Source organism: Actinomyces oris (assembly GCF_001937665.1).
Classification (GTDB): Bacteria; Actinomycetota; Actinomycetes; order Actinomycetales; family Actinomycetaceae; genus Actinomyces; species Actinomyces stomatis.
This window is the reverse complement of sequence record NZ_MSKL01000035.1, coordinates 1-26335: the sequence shown is the minus strand read 5'-3', so window position 1 is coordinate 26335 and position 26335 is coordinate 1. Positions and strand designations below refer to the sequence as shown.

17 protein-coding genes and 1 CRISPR repeat array are annotated in these 26335 nt (G+C 65.3%); of the genes, 10 read left to right on the top strand and 7 right to left on the bottom strand.

The genetic code is table 11. The annotated features are described in order from the left end of the window. Nucleotides 1–1117 precede the first annotated feature (1117 nt). From BKH28_RS12755 to BKH28_RS12745, 3 genes are all read left to right on the top strand, one after another. Nucleotides 1118–3835 (top strand): DUF5979 domain-containing protein, encoded by a 2718-nt coding sequence (locus BKH28_RS12755; protein ID WP_075419156.1) that lies wholly within the window; start codon nt 1118–1120, stop codon nt 3833–3835. 639 nt (nt 3836–4474) lie between these two features. Next, the gene (locus tag BKH28_RS12750; protein ID WP_081380145.1) at nt 4475–5314 is read left to right on the top strand and encodes a hypothetical protein; all 840 of its coding nucleotides are present in this window, start codon (nt 4475–4477) and stop codon (nt 5312–5314) included. Nucleotides 5315–5389: 75 nt separating this feature from the next. Continuing rightward, on the top strand, nt 5390–6340 hold the full coding sequence (locus tag BKH28_RS12745) for a hypothetical protein (RefSeq protein ID WP_075419154.1): 951 nt from the start codon (nt 5390–5392) through the stop codon (nt 6338–6340). Between the two features lie 23 nt (nt 6341–6363). Here BKH28_RS12745 and BKH28_RS12740 read toward each other — a convergent pair whose 3' ends face one another. The 3 genes from BKH28_RS12740 to BKH28_RS12730 are packed head-to-tail and all read right to left on the bottom strand — an operon-like array spanning nt 6364 to nt 8539. Continuing rightward, the gene (locus tag BKH28_RS12740) at nt 6364–7143 is read right to left on the bottom strand and encodes an ABC transporter permease (RefSeq protein ID WP_081380144.1); all 780 of its coding nucleotides are present in this window, start codon (nt 7141–7143) and stop codon (nt 6364–6366) included. Next, nucleotides 7143–7967 (bottom strand): ABC transporter ATP-binding protein, encoded by an 825-nt coding sequence (locus tag BKH28_RS12735; RefSeq protein WP_075419153.1) that lies wholly within the window; start codon nt 7965–7967, stop codon nt 7143–7145. The genes BKH28_RS12740 and BKH28_RS12735 overlap by 1 nt, the downstream gene beginning before the upstream one ends. Then, nucleotides 7964–8539: a TetR family transcriptional regulator gene (locus BKH28_RS12730; RefSeq protein WP_225792395.1), complete on the bottom strand. Its 576-nt coding sequence runs from the start codon at nt 8537–8539 to the stop codon at nt 7964–7966. The genes BKH28_RS12735 and BKH28_RS12730 overlap by 4 nt, the downstream gene beginning before the upstream one ends. A gap of 183 nt (nt 8540–8722) precedes the next feature. On the opposite strand from BKH28_RS12730, the gene nrdF reads away from it, so the two are divergent. From nrdF to BKH28_RS12710, 4 genes are all read left to right on the top strand, one after another. Then, entirely contained in the window at nt 8723–9697 is a 975-nt protein-coding gene (nrdF, locus tag BKH28_RS12725; protein ID WP_075419152.1) for a class 1b ribonucleoside-diphosphate reductase subunit beta, read from the top strand. Between the two features lie 110 nt (nt 9698–9807). Continuing rightward, nucleotides 9808–10512, top strand: coding sequence for a hypothetical protein (locus BKH28_RS12720; RefSeq protein ID WP_075419151.1), 705 nt, complete (start codon nt 9808–9810; stop codon nt 10510–10512). Nucleotides 10513–10680: 168 nt separating this feature from the next. After that, a complete protein-coding gene (locus tag BKH28_RS12715) occupies nt 10681–12096 on the top strand; it encodes an LssY C-terminal domain-containing protein (protein ID WP_075419150.1) in 1416 nt (471 codons plus the stop codon). After that, entirely contained in the window at nt 12093–12950 is an 858-nt protein-coding gene (locus BKH28_RS12710; RefSeq protein WP_075419149.1) for a hypothetical protein, read from the top strand. The genes BKH28_RS12715 and BKH28_RS12710 overlap by 4 nt, the downstream gene beginning before the upstream one ends. 464 nt (nt 12951–13414) lie before the next feature. On the opposite strand, the gene BKH28_RS12705 is transcribed toward BKH28_RS12710, so the two are convergent. Continuing rightward, the gene (locus tag BKH28_RS12705; protein WP_075419148.1) at nt 13415–14401 is read right to left on the bottom strand and encodes a LacI family DNA-binding transcriptional regulator; all 987 of its coding nucleotides are present in this window, start codon (nt 14399–14401) and stop codon (nt 13415–13417) included. Between the two features lie 251 nt (nt 14402–14652). Between BKH28_RS12705 and BKH28_RS12700 the strand changes: the two genes are divergently transcribed. Further along, the gene (locus tag BKH28_RS12700) at nt 14653–17823 is read left to right on the top strand and encodes a glycoside hydrolase family 2 TIM barrel-domain containing protein (RefSeq protein WP_075419147.1); all 3171 of its coding nucleotides are present in this window, start codon (nt 14653–14655) and stop codon (nt 17821–17823) included. After that, nucleotides 17820–19379, top strand: coding sequence for an MFS transporter (locus BKH28_RS12695; RefSeq protein WP_075419146.1), 1560 nt, complete (start codon nt 17820–17822; stop codon nt 19377–19379). The genes BKH28_RS12700 and BKH28_RS12695 overlap by 4 nt, the downstream gene beginning before the upstream one ends. Nucleotides 19380–19850: 471 nt before the next feature. Next, nucleotides 19851–20398: direct repeats of the CRISPR family, unit length 36 nt; unit sequence GCTGGGATTCAGTCACCAGACCCCTTGATAGACTTC. A 49-nt stretch (nt 20399–20447) separates the two neighbouring features. Here the strand turns inward: BKH28_RS12695 and cas2 are convergent. From cas2 to cas9, 3 genes are read right to left on the bottom strand one after another with little or no spacing between them, the layout of a single operon-like run. Further along, nucleotides 20448–20768: a CRISPR-associated endonuclease Cas2 gene (gene cas2 / locus BKH28_RS12690; protein WP_003783550.1), complete on the bottom strand. Its 321-nt coding sequence runs from the start codon at nt 20766–20768 to the stop codon at nt 20448–20450. Then, entirely contained in the window at nt 20768–21676 is a 909-nt protein-coding gene (gene cas1 / locus BKH28_RS12685; RefSeq protein WP_075419145.1) for a type II CRISPR-associated endonuclease Cas1, read from the bottom strand. The genes cas2 and cas1 overlap by 1 nt, the downstream gene beginning before the upstream one ends. A 9-nt stretch (nt 21677–21685) precedes the next feature. Further along, a complete protein-coding gene (gene cas9 / locus BKH28_RS12680; RefSeq protein WP_075419144.1) occupies nt 21686–24973 on the bottom strand; it encodes a type II CRISPR RNA-guided endonuclease Cas9 in 3288 nt (1095 codons plus the stop codon). 459 nt (nt 24974–25432) lie between these two features. Between cas9 and efeU the strand changes: the two genes are divergently transcribed. Next, nucleotides 25433–26335 (top strand): iron uptake transporter permease EfeU (gene efeU / locus BKH28_RS12675; RefSeq protein ID WP_075419143.1); only part of this gene is annotated, 903 nt, incomplete at its 3' end.

Genomic DNA, 26335 nt, shown 5'->3' with positions numbered 1-26335 from the left:
GAGCCCACACCGGAGCCCTCACCGACTCCCAGCGAGACTCCGACGCCTGGTGAGACTCCGACGCCTAGTGAAACTCCGGACCCGAACGAGTCCTCGACGCCGGTGCCCAGTGAGTCGCCGTCTCCCGCTCCGAGCGGTACCCCGAAGCCGAGCGACCCCGCCACGCCTGGTGACCCCTCCTCGCCGAGTGTTACTCCGCCTGCCGCACCCAGCGAGCCGGCGAAGCCCCAGGAGCCCTCTGGAGGCCCTCTGGCCAGCACTGGTGTCAGGATCGGTCTGCCGCTGGGTATCGCCGTGGTTGCCGTGATGGGAGGGGCTCTGCTGGTGAGCCGCCGCCGCGCCTGACGTCGGCTGCCAGTCCCCGCTTCTCATCGGGATAGGTCCCCGGGCCCACCTGAGTTCTGCACTCAGGTGGGCCCGGGGCGTCTTGCTTAGCCGGTGGCTGCGCGAGCCGGAGGGGGCGATCACCCGGTGCCGTGTGCCGGAGCGGGATCCTACGGCGGCGCCAGCTCGTCGTCGGCGCAGCATCGTCCGTTTCCTTCTGACCGCCATTTCCCTGGTGCGCACGGGTGCTCCGGTTCGTTGCCGATGGAGTGGCTGCTGGGTGTATCTCGGAGGCTGCTTGTCTTGTGTTTCAGGAGGCCTTCGTCAATTCCGGTACCTCGAGACTCATGTGGAGTAAACACCAGGAGGTTTTTGCTGTGTGGTCTGTGGTGCCTTGTCGTGTTACTCGTGGTTATTGCGGGTACTGGGCTCGTTGTTGGGGGCGCGCCATACTTTGTCGCAGCGGCGGGCGCTTGGGTGATGAGACGGACGTTGGGTGGGTCCACGGTGTGGTCGCCGTCGACGCCCCCATTCCGCCCATCTGCTCGGTTAGCGACGAAGTCGTCATCGTCGTCATCATTTCGATGCCTAATGGCCACAGACTCGTGACGCACACCTGAGATTTTCGCCATTGTTATCCGTAAATATGGGATCTAAGTTCAGCGAGTCATCAATTGAGTGTCGGAATTCTCCCGAAAGGTTTGCCGTGTCTCAGATCCCTGCCCCCAGAGCGTTCAGGGTGCCTGTACGTGCATCAGGCGCTCTCCTCCTGCTTGTGGTGATGGTCGCCGCAATGCTGACGGTCCTGCCGATGCAGGCCCGAGCCGCCATCAACCCGAAGATCACCGTCTCCGACCTGTCACTGACTCCTTCCAACGCCAACGGTGAGGAGGACCCGAACAAGACCGCGGTCCAGAGCGGTGACTACCTCAAGCTGAAGTTCAGCTGGGATGCCAGCAAGGCGGACGCCAAGGGTGGGGACTCCTTCGAGATCGGACTGCCCGAGCAGATCCGCAGTAAGGACAAGATCACTGAGTCGATGATGCTCAACCACGATGGCATCAACACGAAGGTGGGTGAGTGCGTGGTGTCCGAGCGCACCATCACCTGCACCTTCAACAGTGAGCTCGACAAGGTGACCGCCCAGGGTTTCAAGGACCTGCGTGGAAACGGGACGTCACTCATGGTGGCTAACGGGGCCACCGACCTCCCCAAGCTGCCGATCAAGGCCAACGGTGTGGACACTCCCGTGGCCGTTCCCGGTGGCAAGATCGGCGCTTACGTCGAAGGCCCCTACAAGCCGGAGAAGGTCACCAAGTGGGCCAGCGACCTGACCGCCGACTCCGACAAGGTGGCTTGGCAGCTGATCTTCGGCCCCGACCAGATCAAGGCGGCGCTCGAGGAGAACGGCCAGTCCCTGACCGTGGACGGCAAGACCCGCTCGACCATCATGTTCACCGACGAGCTCGGCCCCGGACAGAAGTACGTTGCCGACAAGGCGAAGTGGAGGCTGGAGACCGGCACCGCTGAGGGCAAGAACGCCAGTTCCGTTCAGCTCACGGACGCTGCCGGAACGGACCAGAACACCAGCGCGGGCGACTTCGACCTCGATGTCACCTTCAACGGCGACGTCGCCTTCATCAAGGTGACCGGTCCCTTCGTGCCGCGTAGCAACTACATCGTCCGCTACGAGTCGACCCCTGAGACCGGCAACGGCAAGGTGCAGCCCGGTGTGCGGTACAAGAACGACGCCACCGCGCTGGGAACCAGCTTGCGGGGCTCCTACGCGGTGCACTACGCCTCGTCCTTCTCCATCAACGTCGAGATGAAGCCCGGATTCGGTGGATTCGAGATCACCAAGCTCCTCACCGGAACGCAGACCGGCAAGGTGCCGGCGGACACCACCTTCAAGGTCAGTGTCCACTACGACCTGCCCGGCGGTGCGAAGGCCAGCGCCTACCCGGACTGGAAGGCCCCGGGCACCCTCAACCAGGAGGGTACTGGTGGTGACCTCGAGATGACCCTCGGCATCGGTGCCAAGACCGTGTTCAAGGACATCTTCCCCGTTGGAACGGTCCTCACATTCAACGAGGACCCCACGAATGCCTCGGCTACTCCCGAAGGTGTCGTCTGGGGCAAGCCGGCCTTCACGGTGAACGGTCAGAGCGCCAGCACCGCGACCATCGCGGACCAGGAGCTCACGCCCGTGACACTGAGCAACTCCGCTGACGCCGTGCCCGTGGATCACGGTGACTTCACGATCACGAAGGCCCTGGCCGGCGAAGGCGACTTCAGCAACTCCACCTTCCTGTTCACCTACAGCTGCACTGACAACACCACGGGCTTCCTGATGGTGAAGGGCGGGAAGACCTCGGAGCACTCCGAGGAGGTCCAGGCGGGCTCGACCTGCACCGTCACCGAGATCACCGACTCCGCCTTCCGGGCCGGGTACACGCTGACCGCCCCGGAGCCGCAGACCGTCACCATCGTCAAGGATGAGACGGCCGAGGTGAAGATGACCAACACCTACACGAAGGCCAAGGGCTCGTTCTCGGTGACCAACACCGCCACGGGTGCTCCCGTGGGCGACAAGGAGTTCACCTTCACCTACACCTGCGACAACGGCCAGGAAGGCACCCTCAAGGCCAAGGCCAATGGCACGGCGGTCAACGGTCCGGAGCTGCCCGTGGGTACTGAGTGCACCATTGAGCAGGACGTGAACACGGCACAGGTCGATGGATACACCCTCAAGGCCCCCGCATCTCAGAAGGTGATTATTGGCGAGAAGATGCTGGCCATGAACTTCGCCGGCACCTACACCGCTCTTGAGGTGCCGACGCCGGAGCCGATCGCTGACGCGAGCGTGAAGCCGACTGCTGAGCCGACTGCGGACGCGACTGCTACCCCGAGTGCGGACCCGGCTGCTGAGCCGACCGCCGACGCAAGCGCAGAGCCGAACGCCAAGCCCAGCGCTGACGCCAGTGCGGATCCGAACGCCAAGCCCAGCGCTGACGCCAGCGTGAAGCCGACTGCTGAGCCGACTGCGGACGCGACTACTGCTCCGAGTGCGGACCCGGCTGCTGAGCCGACCGCCGACGCCAGTGCGGATCCGAACGTCAAGCCCAGCGCTGACGCCAGCGTGAAGCCGACTGCTGAGCCGACTGCGGACGCGACTGCTACCCCGAGTGCGGACCCGGCTGCTGAGCCGACCGCCGACGCAAGCGCAGAGCCGAACGCCAAGCCCAGCGCCGACGCGGCTGCTGAGCAGCCGACTGGTGAACCGAGCGCAAGCGCGAGTGCGTCTGTCTCTGCGAGTGACCCGTCGTCGTCCGACGCGACTCCGCAGGTCACGCCCACCAACTCGGCGGCACCGACCCCGGCTCCCGGGGCTCCCAGTAGCCCTGCGGGGGGTCCGCTGGCCAGTACCGGTGTCAGGATTGGTCTGCCGCTGGGTATCGCCTTGGTCGCCGTGATGGGAGGGGCTCTGCTGGTGAGCCGCCGCCGCGCCTGACGTCGGCTGCCAGTCCCCGCCTCTCATAGGGATAGGTCCCCGGGCCCACCTGAGTGCAGAACTCAGGTGGGCCCGGGGCGTCTTGCGCTCCAGCAGCCGAGCAAGCCGGAGAGGGGAATGATGCCCATCCCGGGTGCCGGAGCGAGGCCCTAAGGTGGCGCCATGGCTCATCGTCGACGCAGCATCATCCGGTTCCTGTTCACCGCGCTCTTCCTGGCGCGCCCAGGTGAATCGGTCCGGCTGTGATGAGGCTGGTGGACGGGGCAGCCCTCCCGAGGCGCATGATTCTGACAGGCACTTCAGTCGCTTTATCTCTCGACCGTGTCGGACCGAAGGACTGCTGGAACGGAAGGCGTGCGCTTCCAGATGGAAGCGGGTGACTTTGATGACGGATTCCCATCCGTCGAGGGTGAGAAGATACTCGAGGCAGCACGGAATTCCGCCTCTTAGCGATGGTGATGATATGAATCGGGTACGTGCCTGTGGCAGGAGAGGCTGTCGGGATTTCTTGACGCGGCGGAGTGACGTCTGATGAGTGTTCGACGTCGTGAGGTACTGCTGCTGGGCGTCTCCTCTGTCGCGTTCGGAGTAGCGGGGTGCTCGCCCGGCGTTTTTGCGCGCAATAGGAGGAAGCGGAAGGTGCGTCAGTACCTCTCCGGGCTTGACGCGGTCGTATCTGCGCAGGTGGATGTGCGCGCGGAGTTCTTAGCGTCAGACCGTTGGATGGTGGATGTGGTGCTCAAGGACAACCCGTCTGCTGAATCAGTGGCGACGGTTGTGCGTGACGCCTACACCAAGGTGCGGAACCTGGCCGGAGTTGGCGAGGTGAATATGCATGTCTCCTGGGATCAGGGTGAGACCTCCGTGTTCTGCAACCTGCCGATGAAGGATGCTGACAAGGCGGCCTCCGCTACGGTGGAGGCGGTATCGCCCGGCATGGAGCGAGTGCAGGTCGCCGAAAAGAGAATATCCTTCGGGTACCGGACTGCTGAGACTCTCCCGGATCATTTCATCCTGTCGCCCACCTCCCCGGCGCTGAGCCTCGACTCGTTCGAGATCGAGCAGAGCATTCTGATTGGGCGGTCGTACTGCTTCGTCTCTCACGCCAAGGGCAAGGACGTCACGTCCGTGCCGATCAAGCGTGCGCTGGAAGCCATTCCCTCCGACAAGCGATACGGGGCGGTCGTGAGCCTGGAGGCGGAGGATGAGGATCGCCATCAGACCCGTCTGACAGTGAGGGGATTGGGGCAGTACGGGCAGGACGTGGATGTTCAGTCCGCCGCTGCGGTTCTGGCCACGGTCCTCGGCAACCAGGTGCTCCAGCGGGTGGAGCTGAGTACCGCGGTGGAAGGCGGCAATCAGCCCACGGCGGTCGTCTTCGACATGAAGTCCGGTGCCGTGGTCGGCCAAGGCGACCCGCCCGAGCAGGGCGCGCCCATCCTCGCAGCCGCCCAGCAGGCGGCTGCCTCTCCATCCTGATGAGGGGCGGCCCCGAAGGCGTCCCTGCCGTGGTCACGTATGCCAGATATCAACATGGAAAGGGGAGTGAGATCGATGAGTATTCGACGTCGAGAGGTGTTGGCACTGGGTGTCGCGTCTCTGGCCTTCACTGTGGGTGGATGCTCACCGTTCGCTGTTGCGCGCAGCAAGAAGAAGAGGAAGGTGCGCAAGTATCTTTCCGGGCTTGATGGCGTGACATCTGTTGAGATGTATGTCAGCCCGAACCTCATGTCCGATGATCGCTGGTCTGTGACTGTGAATCTCAAGGATGATCCTGCGCAGGACTCAGTCCTTGCGATCGTTCGCGATGCTCGCAATGAAGTAGTGGAACTGGTTGATAGTGACGAGGTGGGTATTGAAGTCAGGTGGGTTCAGGGGACGACGTCGATGTCCTGCAACCTGCCGATGAATGATCCCGAGAAGGCGGTGTCGACAGCCATGAAGGTGGTCTCTTCTGAAATTGAGAGTGTGGGGCTCACTGAGGAGAGAATCACGCTTCGCTATAATGAAGTACAGGCCCTTCCGGATGACTTCATCCTGCCGAAGACGTCTCCGATCGCGAGCGTTGGTTCACTGGAGACCGAGCAGGATGTCAGGGTCAACTCATTGTATTGCGTCATCACGCACTCCAGTGGTGTCGATCTCACTTCTGTGCCGCTCAAGAAAGTGTTGGATGCTGTTCCATCGGATAAGCGATCTGACGGGGCGTTCGTGCGCCTGGATGCGGCTGATGTCGTCAATCATCGGCCCGGTTTGGTCGTCAATGGACTGGGGAAGTATGAGGATGGTGTGGATGTTTCGTCCGCCGCTGCTGTTCTGGCGACGGTCCTCGGCAACCAGACCCTTGAGAGGGTCGAACTGGGCACGCAGATCAATGACGACTACGAATCCAAGAGCGTTACCTTCGGTATGAAGTCCGGTGCCGTGGTCGGCAAGGGCGACCCGCCCGAGCAGGGCGCGCCCATCCTCGCCGCCGCCCAGCAGGCGGCTGCCTCCTCGTCATAACAGTTGTTCCAAGGGAATTGCGGTCAGTCGGCGCCCAGCTGGAGCCGGTCCCAGGATCGGAGGGTGACCCAGGCGCCGATCGCGGCGGTCATCACCGGTGTCACCAGCAACGGCGTGCTGACCTCCGTCTGGTGCGAGGCCCACACGATCGGGATGGACCACGGGACGTAGGAACCGAGCCCGAACCCTGCGGCAAGATTGGCGACGACGAGGATCACCAGCGTGAGCCCGATACCGGCCAGGTAGCCGCGCCACCGCGTCGCCGCCCACATGACCGGCAGCACGCTTGCGCCCAGCAGGGCGGCAACGAGCATCAGTGTCGTGCAGCACCCGGCGGCTCCCTTCGGGCCCAGGCCGAGCAGCAGCCCTGCCGTTGTGAGCGCTCCTGCTTCAACAGCTCCCAGGATGGTCGCCCAGGTCAGAACCACCGCCATCTTCGCCGCCGCGATGATGGCCAAGGGAGGTGGAATCGCGAACAGGCCGACGACGGTGCCGTCGATGAACTCCCGCCCCGTACTCCATGACATCACCACGCCCACGGCCAGGAGCATTGTTACGCTCACACTCGTCGCCCCCAGGGCCGTGTAGCCGTCCCAGCCGGGCGAGGTCACCATTGAGGCGGCCTTTCGACCCAGATCAGTATCTCCGGCGTGCATCGCGGCGGCGTACCCGCCGACCGTGGTCGCCATGACCAGAACGAGGGCGGCCGCCGTCGCTACGCGCACGACCGTGCCCCGAGCCAGCTTGTGGGCCTCGAGACCGATCACGACCCCGACTCCGACGGTGCTGCGATCCATGGCCATTAGGAGACCTCCGTCCGTTCGCGATTCGCCTCCGTGCGGGCGTCCGGCCCCGCCCCTGACTCCAGGACAGTGCTGTCTGCGGCCAGGTCCGCCGCCAGGACGGCGTCGAAGAAGACTCTCTCAAGGTCGGTGCCTCCGGGGCGGCCGGGTTCCTCAGGCACGATCGTGTCGATGATCCGCCCTCGGTGCAGGACATCGACACGGTCCGCGATGCGCGTGAGCTCATCGAAGTGGTGCCCGGTCACCAGCACCGTTCCGCCGCGCCCGGTCACCTCCCGCAGAAGATCCCTGAATCCGACGACCGCCAGCGGATCGAGCCCATTGGTCGGCTCATCGAGGACGACGACGTCCGGTTCATGCGCCAGGGCGCCGATGAGCCCCACTTTCTGGCGCGTACCCAGTGACAGGCGGCGTGCGGGCGCATTGAGCCAACCGGTCAGCGCCAGCGCCTCACTCATCCGTTGCACTGCCCGCTCGGTGCGCTCAGGATCGGCGCCGTGGAGCCGGATGGACGCCTCGATGTTCTGCCGAGCCGTGAGCTCGGGGTAGGAGAAGGGCCTCTCCACCAGATGGCCCACCCGCCGCCAGACATCCCTGGGGGAGGAGGCGATGTCGCGGCCGTGCAGAAGAACCCTGCCGGCGTCGGGACGCAGCATGCCCAGGATGATGCGCAGGGCCGTGGTCTTCCCGGCGCCGTTGAGACCCACGATGGCGCGACACTCGCCGTCGGCGAGTGAGAGGCTGAGGTCGCGCAGAACAGGCTTCCCCCGCAGGGTGACGTGGACGCCCGCAACCTCCAGGGCCGCTGGTGCTGTACCGCTCATGCTTCCCCCAGCAGGCTGAGAAGACCCCGACTGAGGGTTGCTGCCGCATCGGCCGCCCCGGTGTCGGCTGCATTGCTCTCGCCGGCCCAGGCGAGCAGGAGGCTGCTCGCCGCTCCCATGACGGCTCCGGCCGCGGCCCGCGCCGCCGCGTCGTCCACCCCGGGAGCGGCAAGTGCCGCGGCGATGGCGCGCTCGGTCTCCTGACCCGCGGTTCGCACGGCGGCCGCCAGCGACGGGGTGAGGGCTGCCAGCCGAATGCGTTCATGGAACTCTTGGGAGGACATCTCCTTGCGCGCCGACTCCTGACTCATCGCCGCAACGAGGCCCCGCACGGCTCGGGTCAGTGGCCGCCACCGCTGCGGCTGAGCGCGCACCGCCTCGGCGATGAGTGGATTGAACAGGTCGCTCACCACCACGGCCTCCTTGGTGGGGAAGTGGCGGAAGAAGGTCATGTGAGAGACCCCGGCGGCCTTGGCGATCGCGGTGACCGGGACGGCGTCGAACCCCTGCTCGGTGAACATCCGCAGTGCGGTGCGCCGAAGCAGGTCGGCGGTGGAGGCGCGTGGGCTCATGCAAAAAAAGTTAGTCACTCACATTATGTGAGTCAATAACGTCTCTGGTCGTCCTCCCGTCCGGAAGCCCCCGACGGCAGGAGCGCGGCGGGTACCACAGTCGCCAACCGGTCGGGCGTCACTGCCGGTCGGCGGTCTCGTCGGTAGCATGAGGCCAGCGCAGCCAACCCCGGGAGGAAACCGATGCACGAGCCCATCAAGCTGGTCGACCGTGTCCAGGCCATCAACTGGAACCGCCTGGCCGATGACAAGGACCTCGAGGTCTGGGACCGCCTCACCGGCAACTTCTGGCTGCCCGAGAAGGTGCCGCTGTCCAATGACGTGCAGTCCTGGGCCACCCTCAACGAGGCCGAGAAGAACATGACCACCCGGGTCTTCACCGGGCTGACCCTCCTGGACACGATCCAGGGCACGGTCGGGGCGGTCTCCCTCATCCCGGACGCCCGCACCCCCCACGAGGAGGCGGTGCTCACCAACATCGCCTTCATGGAGTCGGTCCACGCCCGCTCCTACTCCTCGATCTTCTCCACCCTCATCTCGACGGCGGAGATCGACGAGGCCTTCCGCTGGAGCGAGGAGAACGAGAACCTCCAGCGCAAGGCCCGCATCATTCTGGACTACTACCGCGGCGACGACCCCGAGAAGCGCAAGGTCGCCTCCACCATGCTGGAGTCCTTCCTCTTCTACTCCGGCTTCTACGCCCCCATGTACTGGTCCAGCCACGCCAAGCTGACCAACACCGCCGACCTCATCCGCCTCATCATCCGCGACGAGGCCGTCCACGGCTACTACATCGGCTACAAGTACCAGCTCGCCGTGCGTGAGTCCTCGCCCGAGCGTCAGCAAGAGCTCAAGGACTACACCTTCGACCTGCTCATGGAGCTCTACGACAACGAGGAGCAGTACACCGAGGACCTCTACGACGAGCTCGGCCTGACCGAGGACGTCAAGAAGTTCCTGCGCTACAACGCCAACAAGGCCCTCATGAACCTGGGCTACGAGGCGCTCTTCCCGGCCGACGCCGTCGACGTCAACCCGGCGATCCTCGCCTCCCTGTCCCCCAACGCCGACGAGAACCACGACTTCTTCTCCGGCTCGGGCTCCTCCTACGTCATGGGAACGGCCGAGGCCACCCAGGACGAGGACTGGGACTTCTGAGCGCATCCGGGCGGAGACGGGGAGCGCTCCCCCGGACGGGCTCCCCATGGTGGAGATGGCGCGTGCGGCGCACACTTTCGCTGTTCCCAGCGCGCCAGAAAGGAACTCCCATGCGCTCCTCCGTCAAAGTTCTCTCCGTCGCCGCCGCCCTCGCCATGGCTGTTGGACTGTCCGCCTGCGATGAGCAGGACATCGCTCAGCCCTCACCCGGTGGCGCCTCCGCGACCAGCTCCGCCGAGACTGACTCGGACGCCTCGGACACCACCCCCTCCGAGGACTCCAAGGATGCCAAGGACTCCAAGAGCAAGGGCGGCGAGACCACCAAGTCCGGCTCCACAATTCAGAACATCAAGCCGGTGACCTTCAAGGATGAGGAAATCGGTCTCACGCAGACCTGCGACAAGGTGGTCGAGGACTACGCCGCACCGAAGTACAAGAAGACCCACGAGTCAGACACCGTCTACCTGCTTCACTGCACGCTCGAATTCAGTGGAGACATCGCTTACAGCAGCACACTCTCAGACTCCACCTCACTCCAGGACAAAACGAAATCCACTAGCAAGGCGGACGAGTACGGAGCGCTGGTGGCCGACGACCTGAAGGATGACGGTCTCGAGCCCTTCGACTCCGAGGACTCCGGCTCCACGAAGGTTGAGGGCTGGCTCGCCTTCGCCGCTGTGTCGGAGTCGAGCGCACTGAAGCCCTTCTCCGAGGGCACCACCAGCATCGTATACAACCGCGAGGCCGGAAAGGGCATCCAGTCCGGCAAGCAGTACCCGGCCTACTCCGACACCCAGGACCTCGTGCTGAAGTAGATCTGATGACACTGTTCCCTCGGCGGCCTTGAGATCCCCGCCGACGTCGTTCCCCGGCTGCCGCGTCCTCCGTTCCCACGGGTCCGAAGGACGCGGCAGCGCGTGAGGCAGTGGCATGCGGCGGTTCAGCCGGCCTCCGGCGCCCCTCATCTTCGGTAGCGTGCTGCCATGACGTCATCCGAGGTGACTCGCCCCCGCCCGACGGCGCCGCCCGTCTACCGGGACGGCCCGTCCAAGATGTCGGAGGTCGACGCCCGCTCCTGGAGCATCGATGACGTCCTCGACGCCGTCTTCTTCGCCATCGCCGCCGTCGCCACGCTGTGGCTGGCCTGGCTGCTCATCGGCTCAGGCTGGCACCTCGATGCGGCGCTCGTGGTCAACTCGCTGCTGTTCTGGGCGGTCCTGTCCTACCTCGCCCTGCCGCGCCTCCACCAGGTCCTCACCTGGCTCTACGTGCCCGACTACTTCATCGGCCGCACCCGCACCCCCGACGGGCTCCTGGGCGACCCGGTCAACCTCGCCGTCAAGGGCGACGAGGAGGACATTCACGAGGCGATGGTCGCGGCCGGCTGGGTGCGCGCCGACCCCATCACCCTGCGCACCTCCTGGAGGATCGTCATCTCCTCGCTGCTGCGCCGCTCCTACCCGGCCGCCCCCGTCTCCAACCTCATGCTCTTCGGGCGCAAGCAGAGCTTCGCCTACCAGAAGGAGGTCGAAGGCAACCCCGCCCAGCGCCACCACATCCGCTTCTGGTACTGCCCGCCCGGCTGGTCGCTGCCCGGCGGCGGGCACGTGGACTGGCTGGCCGCCGCCACCTACGACCGCGCCGTCGGCCTGAGCGTCCTCACCCTCCAGGTCACCCACAAGATCGACGCCGACATCGACATTGAGCGCAACTACGTCGTCGACGACGTCCGCTGGGCCAGCGAGGCCGCCGAGCTGGAGATCTGGCCGGACTTCTTCACCTCCTACCACGACAAGAACGGGGGAGGGGACCGGGTGGTCACCGACGGCGCCCTCCACGTGCTCGACCTCAATGAGGTGGTCCCCGGCTCCGACGCCGGGCTCTCCCTGCAGCAGGCCCGCCTGGCCGACCTCGAGGCCCGACGGCGCCGCCCCAGCCAGCTCGTCATCGCCCTGGCGCTCATCGGGCTCATGCTCGCGGCTGAGATCCTGCGCGTCGCCCACATCGACATCACCCAGGTGCTGGAGGCCGCCCCGATCCCCGAGGAGGACCCGGCGGTGGTCACCGCCGTCGTCGCCGTCATCGCCACGGTGTCCGCCGGCCTGACGCTCCTGACCGCAGCCCTCGGGGTGGCGGCCTGGCGCGGGCACCCGCGCGGCCGCATCGCCCTCATGGCGACCCTCGTCCTGGGCATTGTCACTGACATGGCTCAGGTCTCCAGTCTCGGGGTCCGGCAGGCGACTCTTGGTCTGGTCGTCACCAGTGCGCTCCAGGTCCTGGCCCTGCTGGCGCTCTCGGGCCGCCAGGTCCACGAGTGGGAGCGCGCCCGCAAGGAGGAGCGTCTCGCCGGCCGCGCGAGTGCGCAGGGCGACCGGGCGGCAGTTAGGCTGGGCTCATGAGCGAGTACCTGGCAGGACCGCAGGACAATGGCGCCGGCAGCGCAGGGCCGGCCGGTCGGTCCGGCCGGCACACCAGCCATGTCAGTCATGTCGACAGGTCCCGGCCCGTCGACGGCGCCCGCGAGCACGTGCGCTTCGGCATTCCCTTCAACGGGGTCCTCCCCATCTGGCACGACGACGCCACCATCACCTGGCACCGGCCCGCCGACGGCACCGACCTGTCCACCGTCCTGGGCATGGGGCTGGTGGAGTCCGAGCCCGGCCCCGCCCAGGCCCCGGCCGGTTGGCAGGAGCGCGTCGAGACCGGCGTCCTCACTGATTCCGGCCGCCTCCTGCTGCTCAAGGCGGCCACGCCGTCGGGCCGCCGCGCCATCAACGACCCCGGTGAGGGCGCCCCCATCCCCCTGGAGGCGCCGCTGAGCTACGGGGAGGCCATGGAGGGGGTCTTCGACATCGTCGGCTTCGGCATCCACATCGGCCGCGTCATGCTTCGCGCCGCCCGCGACGGCGGCATCATCCTGTTCACCCTGCGTGCGCCGCGCGACCCCGAGCCGCACCACATCCTGTCCGTGCCCGCGAAGGTCGACGACCACGGCATCATGAGCTTCCATCTGGGGACTCTGCAGGAGATGGAGGGCGGCGCCTGGGACTCCGCCACCCACCAGGACGGCATGGCCCTGCTCGATCTCACCATCCCCTACTCCGACCTCGTGGCCGAGGCCGGTCCCAACGGCGAGGAGGGCCTCGACGCCGACAGCGTCCTGGAGATGGCGCAGCCGGTTGTCCAGTGCATCCTCAAACCCGGCTACCCCTTCGCCCTGGGCGCCTCCATACTCCTGCCGCAGGCCGGCTGAGACGAGGGTGGGCTGCGGGCCGGGTTGGGCCGACGTCGCCTGGCCCCAGGGCAGGAGTCGGCAGGGGCAGGCCGTGGAAGGTGAGGCCCCGGCCCTGGGATGAAAAGGCCCGGCCCCGAGGTGGGGGAGCCCGGCATCGCCGCCAAGGTTCGGTGGAGTTGATCCCGCAGGCCGCCCAGTGTCCACAGCGCTGACATCAACGAGCCTGCCGTCGAAGGACTCCTTGAGGATCGTTGGAATTCCGCGGTTCCTCTTCGGGGTGCGGCGCCTGTACGGGGTTGATGTCAGCACCATGGACACCAGCGACCCGACAGGCCGCTTCCCCCGGCCCGCCGTCGCCTCCAGAACAACTGCCCCGCCCCCGAACTCCCGCCTGAGAAGCCAGAACAGTCACATGCGTCAGAAGTCAGGAGACAAGGAAGCCGGGCGGCGCTCGGGCGTTTGTTGGGGAGGTAGGGCCGCGCTCAGGCGGCCGGCGGGGCGGTTGAGCCGCGCACGAGGAACTCGGTGGGGATGATGATGCTGCGGCTGCCGTCCAGGGGCCCGGAGGCCGCCTGCTCCAGCACCAGGTCCACCATCTCGTGGCCGTGCCGTTTGAAGTCCTGACGCACCGTGGTCAGAGGCGGGAAGCTGTACTCGCCCACCGCCAGTCCGTCGAAGCCGACGACTGAGACGTCGCTGGGCACGCGCCTTCCCTGCTCGTGCATGGCCCGGATGAGGCCCAGAGCCAGCTCGTCGTTGGCGCAGAAGACGGCCGTCACCTCCGGGTCCGCGGCCAGGCGCAGGCCGGCCTCATAGCCCGCTGCGGCCTCCCAGTCGCCGGGTACCGGCTCGGGAACCTCCCGTCCCGCCTCCCGCAGGGTCCTGGCCCAGGTGGCTCTGCGGATGAGGCTGGACTGGGAGTCCTCGGGCCCACACACGTGGTGGACGGTGCGGTGCCCCAGCTCCAGAAGGTGTCCGACGGCGTCGCGCACCCCGCCGACCTGGTCGGCGCTGGCCGAGGGGTAGTAGTCCACGAGCGTGGAGTCCGAGACCGCCACCGGCATCGAGGGGGGCAGTACCAGCTGCTCGCGTCCGGCCCGCCCTGCCTGCACGACGACAAGCCCATCGATGGCCTGGTGGGAGAGCCGGTAGACGGCCTCGCGCAGGTCGTTGGAGGCGGGGTGCTCCACCTGGACGAGGTTGACGGCGTAGTCGGCGGCGGTGGCGGCCTCCAGCACGCCCGCGGTGGTCAGGGCCTCCCCGGTGCGCTGGATCTGCTGGGTCAGTACGCCGATCGTCTTGAAGGAGCCGCGGCGTAGGGCCTGAGCTGCGCGGTTGGGGGAGTAGCCGAGCTGGTTCATCGCGCGCAGGACCCGCTCGCGGGTATCGGGCCGGACGTGCTCCGAGCCCGCCGCCACGCGCGACACCGTTTGAGCCGAGACGCCGGCCAAGCGGGCCACGTCGCTCATCGACGGCGCTCCCTGCGCGCCCCGGCTCTGCCCTAGCATGACGCGAGGTTATCAGGATTGTCAGGGGTAACCGCATCCTGACGATGTGATGACGTTACCATATCGATCCGCCTTTGAGGTCGGTGGGGCCAGAATCTTGTGGGTAGATCTGCCTCACTGGAGCAGATCTCATCTACTATGTTGACGTCAACAAGCAGGCGTTGCACTGCTGCGCGTCCTCTGTTCCCGTCAACCCCCTGGGGAGCCGAACAATGATCGTTCCGAGACACTTCGAGGACCTCGACGTCCTCCATGAACACACGCTGCCGCCCCGCTCCTACTACGTGCCCGCATCCCGCCCCATCGCTACCAGCCCCTGGAGGCGGGAGGACTCCGATCGCTTCCACCTGCTCAGCGGCCAGTGGGCCTTCCGCTACCTGCCCAGCATCCACGAGCTCACCGAGCCCTTCTGGGAGGAGAAGGCCCCCGAGACCGACGATGAGCACCGCGAGGAGGGCCCCGCCGCCGTTCCGGAGGGCTTCACCATGATTCAGGTGCCCAGCACCTGGCAGCACCTGGGCTACGACCACCACCAGTACACCAACGTCCGCTACCCCATCCCCTTCGACCCGCCTTACGTGCCTCAGGACAACCCCTGCGGCGCCTACATCCGCGACTTCGACTACACCCCGGACCCCGCCGCCCCCAGCACCTACCTGACCTTCGAGGGCGTGGACTCCTGCTTCTACGTGTGGCTCAACGGCACCTACGTCGGCTACAGCCAGGTCTCCCACGCCTCCGCGGAGTTCGACGTCACCGAGCTCCTGCGCCCCGGCGCCAACCGCCTGGCCGTCCTAGTGCTCAAGTGGTGCGACGGCACCTACCTGGAGGACCAGGACAAGTTCCGCACCAGCGGCATCTTCCGCGACGTCTACCTCCTGAGCCGCCCGGCCGACGTCCTGTTCGACTACGTCGCCACCACCTCGCTGGGCCCGATCTCCGGCACCGGTCTCGACGCCGGCCCGGCCACCGCCCTGGTCAGGATCCAGGGCGCCTACCGGGGCGGGCCCGTCCCCACCTCCGTCGAGCTCATCGACCACGACGGCGCCGTGGTGGCCGCCGGTGAGCTGGAGCCTTTCGCCGGCGACGACGGCTACACCCACCGCGCCCGGCTCACCGTGGAGGCCCCTCACCTGTGGAGCGCCGAGGACCCCTACCTCTACACCCTGGTCATCACCACGCCCGACGAGGTCATCACCGACCGGGTGGGCATCCGCGAGGTCGAGGTGAGTGACGCCGTCGTCCGCCTCAACGGCCGGCCCATCACCCTGCGCGGTGTCAACCGGCACGACTCCGATCCCGCCACCGGCCCCGTCGTCGACCTGGAGCACATGCTGTGGGACCTGCGCCTGATGAAGGAGCACAACATCAACGCGGTGCGCAGCTCCCACTATCCCAACGATCCGCGCTTCTACCAGCTGTGCGACGAGCACGGCTTCTACGTCATGTCCGAGGCCGACAACGAGAGCCACGGCACCCAGAGCCGGTTCCTGGCCGACCCCTCCTGGGACAACCAGGTCGAGCACTGGAACGAGCCCATCGCCGATAATCCCGAGTGGACCGAGGCCACCGTCGACCGCATGAGGCTGTGCGTCCACCGCGAGAAGAACCGCCCCAGCATCATCTCCTGGTCCGCGGGCAACGAGTGCTCCTACGGCTGCACCCTCGAGGCGGCGCTCTTCTGGGTCAAGGACTTCGATCCCACGCGGCTGACCCACTATGAGAGCTCCTACTACCGCGACTCCAAGCGCCGCTACGACTACTCCTGCATCGACCTGTACAGCCGCATGTACCCGGCCATCGAGGAGATCCGCGACTACCTGGACTCCGACCCCGACAAGCCCTTCATCCTCGTGGAGTACTGCCATGCCATGGGCAACGGCCCCGGCGACCTCGAGGACTACTGGGAGATCATCCGGGCCGACGAGCGCATGTGCGGCGGCTTCGTGTGGGAGTGGTGCGACCACGCGGTCACCGCCGGGACCAGTGATGACGGCCGGCCGGTCCACCTCTACGGAGGCGACCACGACGAGGCCGTCCATGACGGCAACTTCTGCGTCGACGGGCTCGTCTCGCCCGACCGCGTCCCCCACCCGGGACTCGCCGAGCTCAAGAACGTCCAGCGCCCCGCCCGCGTCATCGAGTACGACCAGGAGGAGGGCCTGCTCACCATCCACAACGACCTCGACCACACCGACCTGTCCCAGTACCTGCGCATCTCCTACGAGGTGCGCTGCGACGGCGTCGTCGTGGACCGCGAGGACCTCGACCTGGTCGAGCCCGTCCCGCCGCACACGAGCGTCATGCTGCGCTGCGAACCGAAGGTTCCACCCACCGGCCGCTGCCACCTGCTGGTCACCTACCGGCTCGCCCGACCCGACTCGCTGCTGGCCGCCGGCCACGTCCTGGGCTTCGACGAGATCGCCCTGCGTAACGCCGACAGGCGCCACCGGTGGGTCGCCGCGCTCGCCAACCGCCCCATCGGCGAGACCCGCCTGCCGGTCAGGCGGGAGGGCACCCGGATCGAGGTCGACAGTGACCGTCTCAGCTGCGCCATCGACACGTGCACCGGCCTGCCCGTGTCCCTGTCCTCGGAGGGCCGCGAGCTCCTTCAGCGCCCGGTGGAGCTCAACATCTGGCGGGCGCCCACCGACAACGACCGCCACGCGCGCCTGGAGTGGGAGCGCGCCCACTACCACCAGGCCGTGGCCCGCGCCTACGGCGTCGACGTCGACGAGGAGCCCGGGCGGGTCACCATCAGCGCCGACGTGGGCCTCGTGGCGCCCTCGGTCCAGCCGGCCCTGCACGGACGGCTCATCTGGACCCTCGCCGACGACGGCGTCCTGAGCCTGAGCCTGCGACTGCGCCGGACACTGGGCTTCCCCAGCCTGCCGCGCCTGGGACTGCGCCTCTTCCTGCCCGAGTCCATGAACCAGGTCGACTACTACGGCCTGGGCCCGCAGGAGAGCTACATCGACAAGCACCGCGCCAGCTACCACGGGGCCTTCAGTGCCGACGTCGTCGACCTCCACGAGGACTACATCAGGCCCCAGGAGAACGGCAGCCACGCCGACTGCAACAAGGTCGTCCTCTCCGGAGGCGGGCTGAGCCTGGCCGCTGTCGGGCCGACCCCCTTCTCCTTCAACGCCTCCCGATACACGCAGGAGGAACTGGCTGCGCGCCGCCGCAACACCGAGCTGACGCCGTCGGGCAGCACGGTCCTATGCCTCGACGCCGCCATGGCCGGTATCGGATCCAACAGCTGCGGGCCCGCCCTGCGGCCCCGCTACCAGGTCGACAGCCAGGAGTTGGGGATGGAGCTCCATCTCCTGCTCAACCCCCTCATCACCCACGCCAGCACTCACAACGAGGTGAAGCCATGAGCAGCGACTCCGCCGCAAAGACGGTCGGCGCCCCCACCGCAGGAAGCGGCCTGGAGGCGGCCAGTGAGAGGAAGTACCTGAGGTGGTACAACAAGGTGGGCTACGGGTCGGGCGACGTCGCCGGCAACGTCGTTTACGTCCTGCTGACCTCCTTCGTCATGATCTACCTGACGGACACCGTCGGGCTGGATGCGGGCGTCGTCGCCACGCTTCTGATGGTCTCCCGCATCTTCGACGGATTCTCCGACCTCATCTTCGGGACGCTGCTGGACCGCACCAACACCCGGATGGGTAAAGCTCGCCCGTGGATGCTGTGGGGGTTCGTGGGCTGTGCCATCCTGATCATCGCGATCTTCGCGATCCCCACGAGTCTGGGGAACATTGCTAAGTACGCCTGGTTCTTCATCGCCTACACGCTGCTCAATGCCGTCTTCTTCACGGCCAACAACATCGCCTACTCCTCTCTCACCGCGCTCATCACCCGCAACGGGGCTGAGCGCGTGCAGATGGGCTCCATCCGTTTCGTGTTCGCCTTCGGGACGAACCTGCTCATCCAGAGCGCCACGGTGGGTGGTGTGGCCATGTTCGGTGGCGGCGCGAGCGGTTGGCGGACGATGGCGATCATCTACGCGCTGCTCGGCCTGGCGGTCAACACGCTCTCAGTGTTCTCGGTCAAGGAGCTGCCGCCCGAGGAGCTTGAGGAGGAGCCCGAGGAGGACAAGCTCTCGGTGGGTGAGTCGGCCAAGATGCTCGTATCCAACAAGTACTACCTCATTATTCTCATCGTCTTCCTGCTCACCCAGATCTTCACGGCGATGCTCAACATGGGCATCTACTTCATGAAGTACGTGCTGGGCGATGCGGACCTGCTGAAGACCTTCGCCTGGTCCATCAATGTTCCCCTCATGATCGGGCTCCTCATCACGCCGTTGGTGGTGAGTCGCTTCGGCGGCATGTACCGGATCAACATCATTGGCTATGTCATCGCGACTCTGGGGCGGCTCGGGGTACTCGTGGCCGCTTACATGGACAGCCTTGCGCTCATGCTGTTCTTCTCCGGGGTCGCGGCTCTGGGTATGAGCTCGCTGCAGGGCACGCTCAACGCCCTCATCGCCGAGGCCTCGGAGAACACCTGGCTGCGCACGGGCAAGCGCATCGACGGGCTCATGTTCTCCTGCACCTCGCTCGGTGTGAAGGTGGGTGGCGGGCTCGGCGCGGCCATCTCCGGGTGGCTGCTGGCCGCCGCCGGGTACGACGGGAACCTCAAGGTCCAGCCGGAGTCCGCCATCCAGATGATCTACGTCATGTACGTGTGGTTGCCGCTCGCGGCCAACGCGCTCATCCTCTTCCTGCTCATGCGGCTCGACGTCGAGAAGGTCAACACCCGGCTCAAGGAGGAGGCCGACGCGCGGGCCGAGGTGGAGGTCGGCGCCGGGGCGACCGGCGAGGGCTCCGTGGCCACGGGGCGGACCGGTGACGCCGTCGGCGGTAGCGATGCCGTCGGAAGCTCGGATGACGCGGCGGGTACTGGCGAGAGCGAGGACTCGACGAGCTGAGGCTGCACGAACGGCTGACTCGCGGGTGGGGGCGAGACTGAGGCGACATGGACCGTGCGCCCTCGCCCCCACCCACCTTCCCTGGGGCGGAGTGCAGGCGGAGTTCTTCTCCGCTGGCGCGCTGCCCGTCGTGTTGTCTTCGCCTGCGTCGCCATCGAGGACCTACTTTCCGATCGAGCACTGCGTTGTCCTCCAGGCTACTGGGGTCTCCCCGCCGTCTTCTGGGGGAGAACGCAGTCCTGGTGCCGAAAGTAAGTCCTCGATGGGGTGGTGGCTCCCGCGGCGCGGGTGGCTGGGCCACGATGGACTCACGCGCCACCTGAACGACCTGACCCGCCCCACCGTCCCCTCCGGCGCCATCCAGGAGCGCATGCTCGCCAGACCGAGGAGCGCCGCGGCGTCGTCGGCCGGGCACTGGCCCTGCCCGACGACGCCGGAGCCCCCGCCGCCCTGAGCACATGTCACCTCGCCGCTGGGATTCAGTCACCAGACCCCTTGATAGACTTCACACCTTGCCGGCGACCAGCAGGTAGTCGCTGGGATTCAGTCACCAGACCCCTTGATAGACTTCGGCTACGACGACGCACCCTGGGAAATCAGCTGGGATTCAGTCACCAGACCCCTTGATAGACTTCCCATAGCGGCGACCACGCTGCCCAGGACGCTGGGATTCAGTCACCAGACCCCTTGATAGACTTCGGAGCGCCGATGTAGGAGTCAGCCAGTGGCTGGGATTCAGTCACCAGACCCCTTGATAGACTTCACAAGAAGCTCCTGAAAGAACGCCAGGAGCTGGGATTCAGTCACCAGACCCCTTGATAGACTTCGTCGGCCCGGCCGGTGCGGGCAAGACCAGCTGGGATTCAGTCACCAGACCCCTTGATAGACTTCCGTCCAGTCATCGGAGTGTGCCGTCAGGGCTGGGATTCAGTCACCAGACCCCTTGATAGACTTCGCGTCAAGGTTGTAGTCAACGACCAGACGCTGGGATTCAGTCACCAGACCCCTTGATAGACTTCAGAAACGTCTGTCAAGGGGGTCTGACCAGCGTAAACACCTCGTCAGAGGTCAGAAGATCATGAGCTGTTGGGGCTCTGACTCAGGCTCAACGGGCTCTTCGTTGCGGAAACAGAGCGTGCGCGACCACTCGCGGTCGGTGACATACAGCATCCTCACCTCACCTCCGCGCGGCAGGCTACTCTTGATCGAGCCCACCCTGCGAGGCTCGCCGGCCACGGTTGGGGAGTAACGGACGTAGACGCTGTACTGGAGCATCCAGAAACCCTCATCCAGGAGAAGGTGCCGGAAACGAGTCGCCTCCTTGCGCTGCTCCTTCGTCGCAACCGGCAGATCGAACATGACCACGCACCACACTGGATCATCCGCCATCAGGACTCACGCCTAGGTCCGGTCCAAGATGGGACATCCAAGCGGGCTCGGTCCCCTTCACAGTACTGACCCAAGTGTTGAGCCAGCTCCTCCAAGACGGTTGGGAGCGTAGAGCCGTCGTCACGGAACGGCTGTTGAACCGCAGCAACCAGAACCTGCTTCACCTGCCGCTCAGCGGGACTCGCATCAGGATCCAGACGCAGCACAGCATCATCCACCGCAGGGCGGAAGGGCTCGATGATGTCATCCACCAGGTTGAACATATTGCCGCGCCCATGGTGGAACAGGCCGAGCGTCGGGCTGAGCCCAGCGCTCACCACCGCTCGGATCCCATGAGCGCGCAGGACCGCATAGCCGTAGTTCAAGCAGCTGTTGCGGTGGTCCTCCGCCTCGGGGCGCCGGAGAAAATCACCCTCGGAGGCGAACAGACGGGACCAGTACAGGCGAGCGGCATGAGCCTCAACATTCTCCGGGTCGCCCGAGCGCACCGAACGAGCCATCTCCTTGAGCCGGGATGCCGCAGGACGATCCTGCTGAAGCAGGACAGTCGCCTGCCCCAGCACCTTCGCCCTCACCAGGCGCCCCCACGCGTTCTTCCTCCGAGGCTCGGAGAGCTGCGACTGCGCCAACTGCCGAGCACCCACGCGACCATGCTCGTGCCACGGATAGGCGGCGCCCTCTGGGACGCCCCGCCAGTCGCAGAACAGCACGACGACATCCGCGTCCAGCAGGCGATGCATGACAGCCGTCGAGAAGCTCACGTGGGGGCCCATGAGGATCACCGCCACATCGGCTGTCGGGACCCGATGCTCACCGCCGTCATCCTGGTGGATGCAGATTGCTCCGCGATCCGCGGTGATGCGCCCCTCCAGCGACGAACAGTCAATGATGCGCCAGGCTGAGTCCATCGGCCATCCTCACTCGATAGTCCAGGAGGTTGGGAGATTAGATCTGCTGGAATACCGAGGGCGCCCTAGGGCGTCGCGCCGAACAACAGTAGGATGTACTTTGGTCAGTACGTTAATGGCGACTCGCCATCCTTTGAGTTCAACGATTTCATTCACGGCGCTACTTGGATTCTCTAATCCTTCCGCGGCAAGGACTATTGGTTTCAATGTCAGCTTACTGTTGGTGTCGTAACCACATATGCGCCAGCGTGTGGTGTTGGGAAAGTCTTCAAGGAAACGCCCAATGGCGTACTTTGTGAAGGAGTCAACGTTGATCTCCAGTTCGTCACCCACCACGACCCATCCCAGATAGGTGGCATTGCCTGTGGTGATGGCCTTCCGAAGCTTCGGCTCAGCGCACCTCATGCTGATCGACTGGGGTGGGATGACTGCAGAGAAGAGATCCCCGTGCCGCTGACTGAGCAGGTCATGAGTGAAGACGCGGAGCATCGCGTAGACGGGCTTCTTGCCCTCGACACGGTAGATGCGGGCGTGATGAATTGATGGCCCGATTTCAACGAATCCGCCGCGCACGGCGATAGCCCCAAAGGGGGTCTCGTCTCGATCGCTATCTGTCTTCTTTCGTTTGGAAAATACTTGAATGTAGTCGGAAGACTTAATTTCGTGACCGTGAACTCTGATCGCGCGGTCCTCCCGTGCGGGAAGACCGTTCTTCTCGTCGAAGTCCTTCTCCCGAGTGAGTGCGCACCACAGTGCGGGAGTGCAGGCGCGGTCGATCTGCTGCACCGTCAATCCGTCGCCGAGGCGGTGGGAGACTAATTTTGACGGATTAACAGTATGTGCGTTGCCGTCAGATAGTCGAAGGCGAATGTTTTGGGTGACGTACACTTTATCTTCTGCCAGGCGCTCGTTGAACAACTCGGTGAGATGAAGCATGTGGCCCCGCCACATCTCGAAGTGCTCTCGCGCCCCCACGGTCGAGCCCGTGTACTGCTTCCAGGTCTGCTCCTTGCCAGTGAGTCGCTGTTCCCCGCGAAGACTTGATCGTTCTGCCAAGGTCTTGGCAACACTTGCCTCCATGAGTGCCACAACACTCGCGTCCACAGCGTGGTGTCGGCGGTCGATTCGATCCTTGCGTCCTTTCTCTCCGATCAGGTTGATGCGGGAGTCGATGCCGGCCGCCTTGCGAGCTGCTGCGGTGATAGAGCCTCGGTAGACCATGACAGTGGTCTCGGGATAGGCGGCCGCAATGCGATGGTGCAGCTCATTGGCCATCCAAGCCACAGACTCCATGCTGCGCTCATCGATCTCCGGATCCTCCTGGGTGCGCCGAAGACGAGCGATGACCTCCTTCTTAAGGCGTGTCAGGTCTTCGGATGATGTGTTAGGAGTCTGTTTGCGCCAGCCTCGCACTCGACCAATAGCTTCCTTCACTCCGACGTGAGGGATCCCGCACTTCTGTGCCCACACTGCGAATGGGGTGTTAGACTTCGAACGGTTGCAGCGCTCGCAGACAGCCACAAGATTCCCGCGGCGATTGTTCGATCCTGGGCCAGCCTGAGGAACGATGTGGTCAAGCTGGCATGTGTGGTAACCGATTGTCGTCCCACAGTACAAGCAGGTGCATCCTTGTAACTCTAAGGCGTCCAAGCGCACGATGTCACCTCGGCTTATGTATCCCTCCTTGCCGTAGTCGCGTTGAATCTTCTCCATCGCTTCCTGGTTGTCGTTGTAGCGACGCCTGTTCGCCTTATCTCGCTCGTCTGCCATGCGCTCGCTGGTGAACCCGTCACGAACATGCTCCACGTGAATGACCTCAGGTGTACCCCACATACTTTCGACCGCAGAGAGGTACCGTCCGACGATTTTGAGAGTCCGGTCGACGGACGGATTGCCAACCGGAGCATTTATAGCTTCAGCTGGAGGAGCCCATGAGTCATCGACGCCGAAGAGCCGCTTACGTGCCTCGTGCAGATCGTCAGTCGTCGCAAGCATGTGGTCACTGAGAGCCGTCAATGACTCCCGCGAGTACGCCGCGCGGCCGGCTGGAAGGTGGAGGGAGTCGAGCTTAGCCTGGTCCTCCTCCGGCAGCTCGGCAATGATCTCGGCGCACTCCGAGTCGGTAGGGTCTTCGTAGAGGTAACGAATCATGGCGCCCCGCTGCTCGCTGTCAGCCTCCTCCCACCAGGTCTTTAGTGAACTGATCTTGGTCTGGCGCATGATGCGGTCTGTGGCGTCGATGGGCGGCCTTGCCGCAGATCGTTCGCCGTCGTCTGTGAGTACAGCGGTTCCTCGTAGGTCCCTGCGATGCACGCCTAGTTTCTCGGCCACGTCAACCCAGGTCAGGTCGGCTTGCGAGTCCTCCGTGAGGAAGGTGACCACGTGGCGGCGCTCGTCCGCTGTCAGCGGCCGATTCTCTCCTTTGGTCTCGCTGATGCGGAGATTGGCGACGATGGAGATGATCCGGAAGCGCTGGAACTCCGGATCGCACTTCGGCGCGCGCCGGAAGGAGCCCTGACCGGGAAGCGGGTCGGGAGCCACACGGGAGACGGCTGAGCCACGTGGAGAATCCGCCTTGAAAACGGCTCGCAGTAGCTGCTTGCAGACATCGGGAGAGACGCCCTGTCGGGCGCAGATCTTCCGGATCTCATTGGCGTTGTCGCTCTGATGCAGCTTGCCGAGAATACCCTCCGGGCCACGCATGCTGATGTTGTGGGTTAGCGCCACCTGGGCCATCGCCTGCCCGGGGGTGATGCCGTCGTCAAGAACCTCGCCCGTGGTCGCCAAGATGCGCTCACGCAATGCCTTCATGAACGGGGATTCCTCTGCGGGTGACAACAGCGATTCAACCTTCGAGTACGGGTTGCGCCACCCCCGGTGCCGCGCAATGTGGCGCACTGCCATGGAGATGGCCGGGCCGCGCAGCTCCTCGGGGAGTTTCTCCTCGACCAATCGGGCACGCACCCTCCACACCCGGTACGGGTCGGTTTGCTCATTTAGGTCGAGGAACTCTCCTGGCGTGGGGATCGGGAAGCCCAGGTCGCGCAGCACCTCGTCAAGTTGCTGGAGCTGTGTGCGTCGGTGATGCAGCAGGCGCCGGGCGCGGCGGGCGATGCCGGAGAGCTTCTTACGAGTATCGTGATCCTTTTTCCCTTCCTTGCCGACCCCGGAGTCGTGGATGTGTGACAGTGCTGAAAGGAGCTCGATGGGGGTACCGTGGTCGTCAACCCGCAGCGTTGCGAGCCCGACTGAATGGGTACCGACGTCGATCCCCACGCGAAGGTGGTGAGCAGACATGAGAGATGCATACCACACTCGGGCTCATCGTGAGGTTGACGTAAAAAACTGCCCGGTCTCGATGTGAGATCGGGCAGTCAGACCGGCTAGGCGGTGGAGCAGTCCACTCCGCAAACATGGCGAAGGTTACTAGGAATTCAGTCGCTACCAGTATAGCGCTACCAGGGCTGGATCCTCGGTCTTGAGAGAGTCTCGGTGTGCGGGTGCTGGAAGTGGTGGAAGGGTGCGGGTGTCAGGGTCTTGTGTCGGCCGCCAGGCGTGCCCGACCGGGCGAACGTCCCGTGGAGACTGTGGAGTGCCCCCGGAGTACCCCAGAGCGACGTGGGTCGGTGTGACCGGCGAAACTGGGCTTCATCCCACATGAGTGCGATAAACGTGAGTCTTTGGTGGTGAGATCGTCTAAGGCTAGGCTTACCTCGACCGTAGTGATCTGAGATTGATACATGACGTGGAGGTCGAGTGTTCGCCAACCTGCTCATCGCTCTGAGGGAAGGCCTGGAGGCTGCGCTCGTTGTCAGCATCATCGTCGCCTACCTGGTCAAATCCGGTCGTCGCGACGCCTTGCCCAAGCTGTGGCTGGGGGTCGGGCTGGCGACGCTGATCCCGCTGGTCGCCGGCGCCATCATGACCTGGGGCCCCAAGACCCTCACCTTCCAGGGCCAGGAGATCCTCGGCGGCGCCCTGTCATTCGTCGCCGTCGGCCTGGTGACCTGGATGATCTTCTGGATGGGGAAGAACGCCCGTGAGCTCAAGGGCGAGCTGGAGGGTTCGCTGTCCAAGTCCCTGTCCGCAGGCAGCTCCGGCTGGGGCGTCGTCTGGATCGCCGTCGTTGCCGTCGGGCGCGAGGGAGTGGAGACCGCCCTGTTCGTGTGGGCCACCGTGCGCTCCAGCATCGAGACCTCCGCCATGCAGGCGACGGTGGGTGTCGTTCTCGGCCTCGTCCTGGCCATCGTGCTGGGTGTCCTCATCTACCAGGGCGCGGTGCGCATCAACCTGCGCGTCTTCTTCGCCGTGACCGGCTACTTCCTCGTCGTCGTCGCCGCCGGCATCATCGCCTACGGCATCGGAGACCTCCAGGAGGCGGGCCTCCTGCCGGGCATCATGAGCCACGCCTGGAACCTGTCCTCCTACCTGCCGGACAGCACCTCGCCCTTCCACTGGCTGTACGTGCTGCTCCAGGCCATGTTCCAGTTCAACCTCCAGCCCACCGTCCTGCAGGTCGTGGGCTGGTGGGTCTACATCGTCCCGACCCTGATCCTCCTCACCCTTCAGATCACGGGCCGGTGGCCCTCGCCTGGGCGTGCAGTCGACGCCGTCCCGGCCGCCGCGAGCACCGAGGACTCTGCCGATGCCGCCGATGCC